General features: G+C 49.1%; 11 protein-coding genes and 5 tRNA genes. All 16 read left to right on the top strand.

The features are described 5' to 3' along the window. The first annotated feature begins 433 nt into the window (after window positions 1-433). Window positions 434-1444, top strand: a complete 1011-nt coding sequence (murB, locus tag AJE_RS10145) for a UDP-N-acetylmuramate dehydrogenase (protein ID WP_008950784.1) — start codon at window positions 434-436, stop codon at window positions 1442-1444. After that, window positions 1431-2414, top strand: coding sequence for a bifunctional biotin--[acetyl-CoA-carboxylase] ligase/biotin operon repressor BirA (gene birA / locus AJE_RS10150; protein WP_008950785.1), 984 nt, complete (start codon window positions 1431-1433; stop codon window positions 2412-2414). Before murB ends, birA begins: the two co-directional genes overlap by 14 nt. Then, entirely contained in the window at window positions 2414-3106 is a 693-nt protein-coding gene (locus AJE_RS10155) for a type III pantothenate kinase (protein ID WP_008950786.1), read from the top strand. The genes birA and AJE_RS10155 overlap by 1 nt, the downstream gene beginning before the upstream one ends. Before the next feature lie 111 nt (window positions 3107-3217). Continuing rightward, a tRNA-Thr gene (locus AJE_RS10160) sits at window positions 3218-3293 on the top strand. A 5-nt stretch (window positions 3294-3298) separates the two neighbouring features. After that, window positions 3299-3383, top strand: a tRNA-Tyr gene (locus AJE_RS10165). Between the two features lie 31 nt (window positions 3384-3414). Continuing rightward, window positions 3415-3489: transfer RNA gene (locus tag AJE_RS10170), tRNA-Gly, on the top strand. A 13-nt stretch (window positions 3490-3502) separates the two neighbouring features. Next, window positions 3503-3578 (top strand) — tRNA-Thr (locus tag AJE_RS10175). 75 nt (window positions 3579-3653) lie between these two features. Next, the gene (tuf, locus tag AJE_RS10180) at window positions 3654-4841 is read left to right on the top strand and encodes an elongation factor Tu (RefSeq protein WP_008950787.1); all 1188 of its coding nucleotides are present in this window, start codon (window positions 3654-3656) and stop codon (window positions 4839-4841) included. Between the two features lie 161 nt (window positions 4842-5002). Then, window positions 5003-5079, top strand: a tRNA-Trp gene (locus tag AJE_RS10185). An 82-nt stretch (window positions 5080-5161) separates the two neighbouring features. Then, window positions 5162-5536 (top strand): preprotein translocase subunit SecE, encoded by a 375-nt coding sequence (gene secE, locus AJE_RS10190; protein WP_008609614.1) that lies wholly within the window; start codon window positions 5162-5164, stop codon window positions 5534-5536. 3 nt (window positions 5537-5539) lie between these two features. After that, complete coding sequence (nusG, locus tag AJE_RS10195; protein WP_197408409.1) at window positions 5540-6079, top strand: transcription termination/antitermination protein NusG; 540 nt, start codon at window positions 5540-5542, stop codon at window positions 6077-6079. 121 nt (window positions 6080-6200) lie between these two features. Then, a complete protein-coding gene (rplK, locus tag AJE_RS10200) occupies window positions 6201-6629 on the top strand; it encodes a 50S ribosomal protein L11 (RefSeq protein ID WP_008609611.1) in 429 nt (142 codons plus the stop codon). Window positions 6630-6632: 3 nt separating this feature from the next. Further along, complete coding sequence (gene rplA, locus AJE_RS10205) at window positions 6633-7334, top strand: 50S ribosomal protein L1 (protein WP_008950788.1); 702 nt, start codon at window positions 6633-6635, stop codon at window positions 7332-7334. Window positions 7335-7607: 273 nt separating this feature from the next. Further along, window positions 7608-8102, top strand: a complete 495-nt coding sequence (gene rplJ / locus AJE_RS10210; protein ID WP_008609608.1) for a 50S ribosomal protein L10 — start codon at window positions 7608-7610, stop codon at window positions 8100-8102. A 61-nt stretch (window positions 8103-8163) separates the two neighbouring features. Further along, entirely contained in the window at window positions 8164-8529 is a 366-nt protein-coding gene (gene rplL / locus AJE_RS10215; RefSeq protein WP_008609607.1) for a 50S ribosomal protein L7/L12, read from the top strand. A gap of 172 nt (window positions 8530-8701) precedes the next feature. Further along, entirely contained in the window at window positions 8702-12727 is a 4026-nt protein-coding gene (gene rpoB, locus AJE_RS10220; RefSeq protein ID WP_008950789.1) for a DNA-directed RNA polymerase subunit beta, read from the top strand. Window positions 12728-12760: the final 33 nt, after the last annotated feature.

Here is a 12760-nt window from a genome sequence, read left to right on the forward strand (position 1 = left end):
CACAGCGAGCCATAGCCACGATATCAACCATCACACTGCACTATGACCAAGCAACCTCAATACGAATAGCCAACCTAAACGCTTACACCACACTCAGACTCCGGTACGCCCGTCGTACCGGAGTCATCCTGCGATAGTAATAGAAGAGATAAAGCGAGAAGACAAAACAGACTTATCACAGCGAGCCATAGCCACGATATCAACCATCACACTGCGCTACGACCAAACAACAGCCAGACAAAGCGTAAAGTCAGACAACACAAAACGTGGAGATAACAAAAACTAAGGATATCCATTAGTGTATAGTCCGATAACAAACTGTCAGTGTTATCTCGCATCTGAAAGCAATCATTTCCTGCCAAAGCCGCAATAAATTTGCGCTCGCGCCGGGGGTTCTTTAAAATTGCGGCTAATTCACAACCATGGTTTTGCTATGCAACTTCTTCGTCAGCAAGCAGCTGAACAGTACTCAAGTTTTCGCCTGCCTTATCAACTCGACCAGGTATTTCTCGCCGCCGATATTGCGGATCTTAAGCAATTTAACGGACCGGATTATCCAACAGTATTAGGCGAGGGTACCAATACCATCTTTTTGGCGACGCAGCATAAGCCGGTGTTACGCTATCTTGCTAAGGGAATAAGCCAACACGCCGATACTGAGCATGTTCTGTTACACGTTGAAGCTGGCCATAACTGGCATCAACTGGTCAGTTGGACGGTAGAGCAGCAATTATGGGGCCTGGAAAACCTGGCTTTAATACCGGGCTCGGTGGGCGCAGCGCCGGTACAGAATATTGGTGCTTATGGTGTCGAGCTCTCAGATCGCTGCAGCTATGTTGACTTCTACGACTGGCAGCGCCGTGAAGTAGTAAGGATACCGGCATCGGAGTGCCAGTTTGCTTATCGCGATAGCATTTTTAAACAGCAATTGCAGGGCCGCGGCGTAATAGTGGCCCTTGGCCTGACGCTATCACGCCAGCCTATGCCAGTGCTGGATTATCCCGGCTTAAAAGAGTTACCAAAAACAGCCACGTTACAGCAAATTTTCGCAACTGTTATCCAGATCCGGCAAAGTAAGCTACCTGATTACCGGCAGTTGCCCAATTGTGGCAGCTTCTTTAAGAACCCTGTTATTACCGAGCGGCAGTTTCAACTTATACGCCATGACTATCCAACACTGCCCGGCTATCCACAAACAGAGGGTGTCAAGGTGCCAGCTGCCTGGCTAATAGAGCAAGCTGGTTTCAAAGGCGTGGTAGTTGATAACGTCGGTTGTTATCAGAAGCAACCGCTGGTCATCGTGAATTACGGCCTGGCCGATAGTGCGCCTTTACTGGCTTTAATCGCTACCATTCGTAGTACCGTGCTGCAGCGCTTCGCCATTGAGCTTGAACCTGAAGTCAGATTACTCAATGGCGCCGGACAGCACCATGTCCCAGCCTAATTTACAGCTACAACGGCAGTTGCTGGCTCTACTCGCTGACGGCAAATTTCACTCAGGTCAGCGTTTGGCTGAACGTTTTGGTTTAAGTCGTACCGCAATCGCGAATAATCTGCAGCAGCTAAGTCAACTCGGGTTGGATATCTTTAAGCTAAAGGGCAAGGGCTATGCGCTCTCCAGCCCATTGCAGCTGTTAGATGCGGCAGTGATCCGTAGTTTACAGTGTAATGAAAGTCCAGAGATCCGGGTGCAGCATATTACTGATTCTACCAATGCGCAGCTATTGGCACTGATCCAGGCCGGTAAGCCGTTACAGCCGGGGCAAGTGATTGTGGCCGAGGCGCAAACCGCAGGAAGGGGCCGCCGTGGGCGGCAATGGTTTTCGCCTTTTGGTAGCAGTCTATACTTTAGTTGCTATTGGCGGTTGGAGCAGGGGATCCCTGCTGCCATGGGATTGAGTCTGGTCGTCGCCTGCGCATTGGCTGAGCTGTTGCAGCAAGATTATCAGGTGCCAGCGCAAGTAAAATGGCCTAATGATTTATACATCAACGGGGCAAAGGCTGCCGGCATTCTGGTTGAGTTGGCAGGGCAAGCGGATGCGGTGTGTGAGTTAGTCATTGGCATAGGCTTAAATATTCGTTTGCCGCAGCTGGCAGACCAGAGCATCGACCAACCATTCACCGATCTGCAATCTCACGCCACAGCAACGGTTGACCGCAATGTGCTAATTGCCCGTTTGCAGCAACATCTAATTGGTGCTCTGGAGCTGTTTAACGCTGCGGGCTTTGCACCCTTTCAGCAGCGTTTTAATCAGTTTGATCTCTATGCCGGTAAAGCAGTTAAACTCAGTGGTAGCAAAGAGATCAGCGGCATTTGTCGTGGTGTGGATCAACAAGGTGCCCTGCTTCTTGAAACTGTCGCAGGCTTACAGGCGTTTTATGGCGGAGAGCTCAGTTTAAGAGGAGCAACCTGATGCAGCTACTATTGGATCTGGGAAACAGCCGTTTAAAAGCCGCACTATATCAGAACGGCCAGTTCCAACAGTTGGCATTAGATTCCGTTGCTGGCTTGCTTAAACTACCTGTTACTGCGGCTTACCTGAGCAGCGTAGCAACAGAGCAGAAAACAACGGAGCTGTTACAGGGTCTGCAAGCGGCAAATTTTCCAACGGTGCAATTGCATACTGAGGCCAGCGCCTTTGGCTTGATAAATAGCTATGTTGAACCACAACGACTTGGTGTTGACCGCTGGTTAGCGATGCTAGGTGCTTATCGCTCTTATCCGGCAGACCGTCAGTTAATCGTCGACGCCGGAACTGCTGTGACCTTTGATTGGTTGGAGGCAAATCGTCATCTGGGTGGGTGGATCTTGCCCGGATTACAATTACAGCAGCAAGCATTACTAACTCAAACCGCGCGGGTACATAAGGCGCAGCAGCTGATGCCAAACCTCGCCCCGGGCTGTTCTACCAGCGCCGGTGTCGAAAACGGCGCTTTGGCAGCAATAATAGGTGCAATCCGTTTGGGCTGGCAAACAACACCGGCACAACAGCTGGTGCTCACTGGTGGTGATGCCGAACTGTTAAAAAGCTATCTGCCTGATCTGCCAGTGTTGGTTGATCCCTTTTTGTTATTTCGGGGTATTGCGCAATACATCGACAATTAAAAGCTGTTTTGGCTAGCATTTAGCCACTTGGCTAAGAAAATCCGCTTTTTTCGTGTTTTTCTGTTGCGCGACTTTCCGCATTCCACTAGAATTCGCACCCACTGACGTAGTGCCGCTTTAGCTCAGTTGGTAGAGCAACTGACTTGTAATCAGTAGGTCATCCGTTCGACTCGGATAAGCGGCACCATTAGTGGAGGGGTTCCCGAGTGGCCAAAGGGATCAGACTGTAAATCTGCCGGCACTGCCTTCGAAGGTTCGAATCCTTCCCCCTCCACCATCTTCGTCAGGAGAATAGCTACGAGAAGGCCGCGGGCATCGTATAATGGCTATTACCTCAGCCTTCCAAGCTGAAGATGCGGGTTCGATTCCCGCTGCCCGCTCCAATAAGATCACAATGCTGATATAGCTCAGGCGGTAGAGCGCGTCCTTGGTAAGGACGAGGTCCCCAGTTCGATTCTGGGTATCAGCACCATCTTGCAAGCCTCCCTCGTAAGCATTACAATGCTGATTTTTCAATCACCGCCGTTTTGTTTAATAAGGGTTACTTATGGCTAAGGCTAAATTTGAACGCGTAAAACCGCACGTAAACGTAGGTACAATCGGCCACGTTGACCACGGTAAAACTACACTGACAGCTGCTATCACTAACGTATTAGCTAAGCACTACGGCGGTCAGGCATTTGCTTTCGATCAAATCGACAAAGCACCGGAAGAAAAAGCCCGTGGTATCACGATCAATACTTCACACGTAGAATACGACACACCAACGCGTCACTATGCACACGTTGACTGTCCAGGTCACGCTGACTACGTTAAGAACATGATCACTGGTGCAGCTCCAGATGGACGGCGGCTAATTCTGGTAGTAGCGGCGACAGACGGCCCAATGCCACAAACGCGTGAGCACATCCTGTTATCACGTCAGGTAGGCGTACCGTACATCATCGTGTTCATGAACAAGTGTGACATGGTAGATGACGAAGAGCTGTTAGAGCTGGTAGAGATGGAAGTGCGTGAGCTTCTGTCAGACTACGACTTCCCAGGTGATGACCTGCCAGTAATCCGCGGTTCAGCCTTAAAAGGTCTGGAAGGCGATGCCGAGTGGGAAAAGAAAATCCTGGAGCTGGGCGAAGCACTGGATACTTATATCCCAGAGCCAGAGCGTGCTATTGATAAGCCGTTCATCATGCCAATCGAAGACGTATTCTCAATCGCGGGTCGTGGTACAGTAGTAACAGGCCGTGTAGAGCAAGGTATAATCAAAGTTGGTGAGACAGTAGAAATCGTCGGTATCAAAGATACAGTATCAACGACCTGTACTGGTGTAGAGATGTTCCGTAAGCTGCTGGACGAAGGTCGTGCGGGTGAGAACATTGGTGCACTGTTACGTGGTACCAAGCGTGAAGACGTAGAGCGTGGTCAGGTACTGGCGAAGCCAGGTTCAATCAAGCCACACACTAAGTTTGAAGGTGAAGTGTACGTACTGTCAAAAGAAGAAGGTGGTCGTCACACGCCATTCTTCAAAGGCTACCGTCCACAGTTCTACTTCCGTACCACTGACGTAACAGGTGCGGTAGAGCTGCCAGAAGGCGTAGAGATGGTAATGCCAGGTGACAACCTGAAGTTCACCGTAGAACTGATTTGCCCAATCGCGATGGACGAAGGTTTACGCTTCGCAATCCGTGAAGGTGGTCGTACAGTAGGTGCAGGCGTAGTATCTAAGATCATCGCCTAAGTCATACTGTTGTACAAAGAAGGCTCCGGAAGGGGCCTTTTTTGTCACTATTTCGCCATCGAAACACCATTCAGGGTGCAAGCCAAGCTTGTTTTAGTCTGCTGAGACAGTATAATGAGCGGCTATTTAACGACAGTGTCGCGAGTCGTTGGTAACTTTACAGGGGCATAGTTCCAATTGGTAGAACAGCGGTCTCCAAAACCGATGGTTGGGGGTTCGAATCCCTCTGCCCCTGCCAAATTTCGCGCCCGGCAGTAAGCCGGGGCTATTATGTTAAGTTTGTGAATAACATAATTAAGTTTAATTAAGTGAGTGGAAGCATGAGCGCAGTAAGCGAAACACCAAAAAGCGGATTAGACCTGGTCAAGTGGCTGTTAGTTGTCGTTATCCTGTCTCTGATCGTAGTTGGTAACTATATTTATGAGTTGTCGACCTTAGAACGGGCCATTGCAATAGTGGTGCTAGTCGCTGCTGCCGGTTTTATTGCCGCGCAAACCACCAAAGGTAAAATTTTCCTGAATTTCGCCAAAGAATCCCGTACTGAAGTTCGCAAAGTAGTATGGCCAACCCGCCAGGAAACGATGCAAACGACATTAGTGGTGATTGTTGCGACCATTATTATGGGTCTAATTCTATGGGGACTGGATGCCATTTTATTGCGCGTCGTCTCATTCTTTACCGGACTGGGGATTTAAGTCATGGCAGGAAAAATGCGTTGGTATGTCGTTCAGGCGTTCTCTGGGTTTGAGCAAAAAGTTGCCACCTCGCTGCGCGAACATATCAAGATCCATCAAATGGAAGATAAATTCGGTGAGGTATTAGTACCCACCGAAGAAGTGATTGAAATGCGCGCCGGTCAAAAGCGTAAGTCAGAGCGTAAATTCTTCCCTGGCTACGTGCTGGTGCAAATGGAAATGTGTGAAGAGGCCTGGCACTTAGTGAAAAGTGTGCCGCGGGTATTAGGTTTTATTGGTGGTACTTCAGATCGTCCGGCACCTATTTCAGAAAAAGAAGCCATGACTATCCTGAATCGCCTGCAAGACAATGCCGATAAACCGAAGCCGAAAACATTGTTTGAAGCCGGTGAAGTGGTGCGGGTAACTGAAGGTCCGTTTGCTGACTTTAATGGTGTGGTAGAGGAAGTTGACTACGAAAAGAGCCGCGTAAAAGTGTCGGTGTTAATTTTCGGTCGCGCGACACCAGTAGAATTAGAGTTCGGTCAAGTCGAGAAGGCTTGATAATAAGCTTGTAACGGGGCGCAGATTAAAATATAATCTGCGCCCTTTTTATCGTAAGGGAAGCCGTTTGAGTAAGTGTCCTCGCACTTACAAGGCAAAGACCCACTAACAGAGGTGAAACATGGCAAAGAAAGTCACTGCACTTATTAAACTGCAGGTAAAAGCCGGTATGGCAAACCCGTCGCCACCAGTTGGTCCGGCGTTAGGTCAGCACGGTGTTAACATCATGGAATTCTGTAAAGGCTTCAACGCCCGTACAGAGAGCCTGGAAAAAGGCATGCCTATTCCAGTTGTTATCACAGTATATAGCGACCGTTCATTCACATTTGAAACCCGCACTCCACCAGCATCTTTCTTATTACTGAAAGCTGCTGGTCTGAAAGGTGGTTCAAGCCGTCCAAACACCCAGAAAGTTGGTAAAGTTACTGCTGCTCAGATCGACGAGATCGTGAAAGTAAAACAACCAGACTTAACAGCTGCGGATCACGCTGCTGCCGTGCGTACTATCGAAGGTACTGCGCGTTCAATGGGCTTAGTGGTGGAGGGCTAATAGATGGCTAAATTAACTAAACGCGCTAAGTTAATCCGTTCTAAAGTTGATTTAACTCGCGAATATGAGATCAACGAAGCTGTTGCGCTGTTAAAAGAATTATCAGCTGGCAAGTTCGTAGAAAGCGTTGACGTAGCAGTTAACCTGGGTATCGATGCCCGTAAATCTGACCAGAACGTACGTGGTGCTACTGTACTGCCGCACGGTACTGGCCGTACTGTTCGTGTTGCTGTGTTCACCCAGGGTGCTAATGCAGAAGCCGCTAAAGCAGCTGGTGCAGACATCGTTGGTATGGAAGACTTAGCTGAACAAGTTAAGAAAGGCGTTATGGATTTTGACGTTGTTATCGCTTCTCCAGATGCGATGCGCGTTGTTGGTATGCTGGGTCAGATCTTAGGTCCTCGCGGCCTGATGCCTAACCCGAAGACCGGCACTGTTACTCCTAACGTTGCTGAAGCAGTTAAGAACGCTAAAGCGGGTCAGGTACGTTACCGTAACGACAAGAATGGTATCATCCATTCAACCATCGGTAAGCTGGATTTCGACGCTGACAAGCTGAAAGAAAACTTAGAAGCCTTACTGGTTGCGCTGAAGCGTGCTAAGCCTTCAGTAGCTAAAGGTGTGTATATCAAGAAAGTGACTATTTCTTCTACACACGGTGCAGGTTTAACCCTGAGCCAGGCTTCGTTAAGCGCTGCTGTTTAAGCGCTTTACAGCTAAGGGCAGGTTAATTTATAATCTCGCCCTCATTTTTCGGGTAGAAGCGGTTGTTGTTTAGGCAATTAATCGCTTCCGTCCAAGACCGTAGGTGTTACGCTGTTTCGATAGCCGTAACTTAATAAACCAACCTACGCAGACGGTGTAGGCCCCAGAACGAATTATATTCTTCTGGTCTCACCGTAAATCGCGCGCTGGCAACCGTCAGCGATGTGTAGGCAACCGAACATTATGTTCGGATGAACCAGGAGTTAAGAGCCAATGGCTATTAAGCTTGATGACAAAAAAGCAATTGTTGCTGAAGTCCAGGAAGCTGCCAAAGGTGCTTTATCTGCGGTAGTCGCAGACGCTCGTGGTGTCACTGTAGGCAAAATCACTGCGCTGCGTAAGCAAGCGCGTGAAGCAGGTGTATGGGTAAAAGTTGTCCGTAACACCTTAGCTCGCCGTGCAGTAGAAGGCACCGAGTTTGAGTGTCTGAAAGATGTATTCGTAGGCCCGACTTTAGTTGCGTTTTCTAAGGAGCACCCAGGTGCTGCAGCGCGGATCTTCAAAGATTTCGCGAAAGAAAACAAAAACTTCGAGCTGAAAGGTGCAGCTTTTAATGGCGCCACAGTGAACGTTGAACTGTTAGCCTCGTTACCAACTTACGACGAAGCTATCGCACGTTTAATGAGCACTATGAAAGAAGCAGCAGCCGGCAAACTTGTACGTACAATTGCCGCGGTTCGCGACCAAAAACAAGAGCAAGCCGCGTAATTTTACGTTTGGTTTGATAAAGTTTAATCGGGCCAAGGCCCACAATTTAGGAATCTGAGCAATGTCAGTGACTAAAGAGCAAATCTTAGATGCAATCGCAGCAATGTCTGTAATGGAAGTTGTTGAATTAGTATCTGCAATGGAAGAGAAGTTTGGTGTTTCTGCCGCCGCTGCCGTAGCTGTTGCTGCTGGCCCAGCTGCTGCTGTTGAAGAGCAAACTGAGTTCACCGTAGTTCTGGCTGGTGCCGGCGCTAACAAAGTAGCTGTTATCAAAGCAGTTCGCGGTGCTACCGGTTTAGGTCTGAAAGAAGCTAAAGACCTGGTTGAAAGCGCTCCAGCGCCAATCAAAGAAGGTATCTCTAAAGCAGAAGCTGAAGCCCTCAAGAAAGAACTTGAAGAAGCTGGTGCATCTGTTGAAGTTAAATAATCTGGTGCAAACCAGATTAGCTGCCTGAATTTCAGGCCGGGCTGGTGATGAATTAATCACCGGCCTTTTTGCGCTGTGGGACAATGATTTCCCCACCCCTCTAGTTATCGTGTCTGGTAACTAAAACCACCGAAAAGTGGTTGGGAAAAAAATCAGCAAGCTGAGGAACCCCATGACTTACTCTTATTCTGAGAAGAAACGTATCCGTAAGGACTTCGGCAAACGTCCGGAAGTATTGGATGTGCCATACCTGTTGTCGATTCAGATCGAATCATTCAGCAAATTTATCGAGCCAGATCCGGAAGGTGAATACGGTTTGGAAGCCGCATTCCGCTCTGTATTTCCAATCAAAAGTTATTCAGGCAGCGCCGAATTACAGTACGTAAGCTACCGCATTGGGGAACCCGTGTTTGACGTCAAAGAATGTCAGATCCGAGGTGTGACCTACTCAGCGCCGTTACGGGTGAAGCTGCGCATGGTGTTATTCGATAAAGAAGCACCAGGCACCATCAAAGACATCCGTGAGCAGGAAGTCTATATGGGTGAAATCCCATTAATGACCGAGAACGGTACCTTTGTTATCAATGGTACTGAGCGGGTAATTGTTTCTCAGCTGCACCGCAGTCCAGGTGTATTCTTTGACCATGACCGTGGTAAAACTCACTCCTCAGGCAAAGTACTGTATAACGCTCGGGTCATTCCTTACCGTGGTTCCTGGTTAGATTTTGAATTCGACGCCAAAGACAGTCTGTTTGTGCGGATTGACCGTCGTCGTAAATTACCTGCGACCATTTTGTTGCGTGCTTTAGAATTCAGCACCGAAGAAATTCTGGCTACTTTCTTTGAGAATACCCGCTTTGATATCAAAGACGGCAAGATTCTGATGGAAGTGGTACCAAGCCGTCTGCGCGGTGAAACAGCAGCTTTTGATATTAAAGATAACGATGGCGAAGTGATCGTAGAACAAGGCCGTCGTATTACTGCCCGTCACGTCCGTCAGTTAGAAAAAACTGGCTTAACGATGATGGAAGTACCACATGAATATGTGGTAGGTCGGGTGCTGGCGAAAAATTACGCTGACCGTTCAACCGGAGAGATTATTGCCGAGGCGAACGCAGAGCTCACACTGGAGCTGTTAGCAAAACTAAGCAAAGCCGGCTACGACAGTTTTGAAACCCTTTATATTAACGATCTGGATCAGGGTGCCTATATCTCTGAAACTTTACGGATCGATCCAAGCAGCAACCGGATGGAAGCGCTGGTAGAAATCTACCGTATGATGCGCCCGGGTGAACCGCCAACGCGCGAAGCTGCTGAAACCTTATTTGAAAATCTGTTCTTCTCTGAAGATCGTTACGACCTGTCTACGGTAGGCCGGATGAAGTTTAACCGTCGTGTTAGCTTCGAAGAAGGCGTAGGTACTGGCGTACTGAGCAAAGAAGATATTCTGGCGGTAATGAAAGTCCTGATCGACATTCGTAACGGTAAAGGCGAAGTGGATGATATTGACCACTTAGGTAACCGCCGCATCCGTTCAGTCGGTGAAATGGCCGAAAACCAGTTCCGTGTTGGTTTAGTACGTGTTGAACGTGCTGTGAAAGAACGTCTGTCGTTAGGCGATTTAGACGCAGTAATGCCACAGGATCTGATCAACGCCAAGCCAATCTCTGCTGCGGTGAAAGAGTTCTTCGGTTCTAGCCAACTGTCACAGTTTATGGATCAGAACAACCCGCTGTCAGAAGTGACGCACAAGCGCCGTATTTCTGCTCTTGGCCCGGGCGGTTTAACCCGCGAGCGCGCCGGTTTCGAAGTTCGTGACGTACACCCAACGCACTATGGTCGGGTTTGTCCTATCGAAACACCTGAAGGTCCGAATATCGGTCTGATTAACTCGTTATCGATTTTCGCTCAGACTAACGAATATGGTTTCCTGGAAACACCATACCGCCGGATTGAAAATGGCGTGGTGACTGACGAAGTAGATTTCCTGTCGGCGATTGAAGAAGGTAACTTTGTGATCGCTCAGGCTAACGCCGAGTTAGACGAGAACAACCGTATCGTTGAAGGCTTAGTACCTTGCCGCTTTAAAAACGAATTTACGCTGATGCCATCATCGGACGTACAGTATATGGACGTTGCACCACAGCAGATCGTATCTGTTGCCGCTGCTTTGATCCCGTTCCTGGAACACGATGACGCTAACCGGGCACTGATGGGCTCGAACATGCAACGTCAGGCGGTACCAACACTGCGCGCTGATAAGCCGTTAGTCGGTACCGGTATTGAGCGCGTGGTAGCGAAAGACTCAGGGGTAACCGTAGTGGCGAAACGCGGCGGTACTGTTGACTATGTTGACGCCAGCCGTATCGTGATCAAGGTAAATGAAGATGAAATGGTACCAGGCGAAGCCGGTATCGATATCTACAACCTGACCAAATACACCCGTTCGAACCAGAACACCTGTATTAACCAACGTCCTTGCGTTAACCACGGTGAGCCAATTGAGCGTGGCGATGTGTTGGCTGATGGTCCTTCTACCGACTTAGGTGAACTGGCCTTAGGTCAGAACTTACGCGTGGCATTCATGCCGTGGAACGGTTACAACTTCGAAGACTCGATTTTGTTATCTGAGCGTTTAGTGCAAGAGGATCGCTTAACCACCATCCACATTCAGGAATTGAGCTGTATCGCTCGTGATACCAAGCTTGGGCCTGAAGAAATCACTGCCGATATTCCAAACGTAGGTGAGTCTGCCCTGTCGAAGTTGGATGAAGCTGGTATCGTTTATATCGGTGCGGAAGTGAAGGGTGGCGACATTCTGGTTGGTAAGGTCACACCTAAGGGTGAGAGCCAGTTAACACCGGAAGAGAAGCTGTTACGCGCCATCTTCGGTGAGAAAGCCTCTGACGTTAAAGACACCTCACTGCGGGTACCAAACTCAGTAACAGGTACTGTTATTGACGTACAGGTATTTACCCGTGACGGCGTTGAGAAGGATAAGCGCGCCCGTGAAATCGAGGAAATGGAAATCAAACAGGCTAAGAAAGACCTGAATGAAGAATTCCGTATCCTGGAAGCCGGTATCTTCAGCCGTGCCCGTAACCTGCTGGAGCAAAGCGGTTTTGAGCGTAGCAAGATCGATGGCTTAAAAGGCGACGCACTGTTTAACTTAAGCCTGTCGGATGAAGATAAGCAAAACGACCTTGAACAGCTGGCTGCCCAGTACGAAGAAATTCGTATCGAGTATGACAAGAAGTTTGAAGCCAAGCGCCGTAAGATTGTGCAGGGCGATGACTTAGCACCTGGCGTGCTGAAGATCGTTAAGGTGTATCTGGCGGTGAAACGTCGTATTCAGCCTGGCGATAAGATGGCCGGCCGTCATGGTAACAAGGGTGTGATCTCGACTATCGTGCCTGTGGAAGATATGCCATATGACGAGAAAGGTCAGCCGGTTGATATCGTACTGAACCCACTGGGTGTACCATCGCGGATGAACATCGGTCAGATCCTGGAAACACACTTAGGCTTAGCGGCCCGTGGTATCGGCGACAAGATCGACGCCATGATCAAAGAGCAGAAAGAAACGGCGGAAATCCGTGACTTCCTGAAGAAAGTGTATGCGCTGGGTGAATCACGTCAGAACGTGGATATCGAGAGCTTCAGCGATGATGAAGTACGCCGTTTAGCCGAGAACCTGCGTAAAGGCTTACCTGTAGCAACGCCGGTGTTTGATGGTGCCAAAGAGTCAGAAATCAAACAACTGCTGGAGCTGGGTGACCTGCCGTCAAGCGGTCAGATCACGCTGTATGATGGCCGTACCGGTAATACTTTCGAGCGGAAAGTCACGGTTGGTTACATGTATATGCTGAAGCTGAACCACCTGGTTGACGATAAGATGCACGCCCGTTCTACCGGTTCGTACAGTCTGGTTACGCAGCAGCCGCTGGGTGGTAAGGCGCAGTTCGGTGGTCAGCGCTTCGGTGAGATGGAAGTGTGGGCGCTGGAAGCTTACGGTGCAGCTTACACGCTGCAGGAAATGCTTACCGTTAAGTCTGACGACGTCAACGGTCGTACCAAGATGTATAAGAACATCGTTGACGGCGACCACAGAATGGAGCCTGGCATGCCAGAATCTTTCAACGTACTGATGAAAGAAATCCGTTCGCTCGGTATTAATATCGAATTGGAAGAGGAATAAACCGACCTTGAGTTGGCGGGGCAGTGAGCTGCC

It is taken from the genome of Alishewanella jeotgali KCTC 22429 (assembly GCF_000245735.1).
Lineage (GTDB): Bacteria > Pseudomonadota > Gammaproteobacteria > Enterobacterales > Alteromonadaceae > Alishewanella > Alishewanella jeotgali.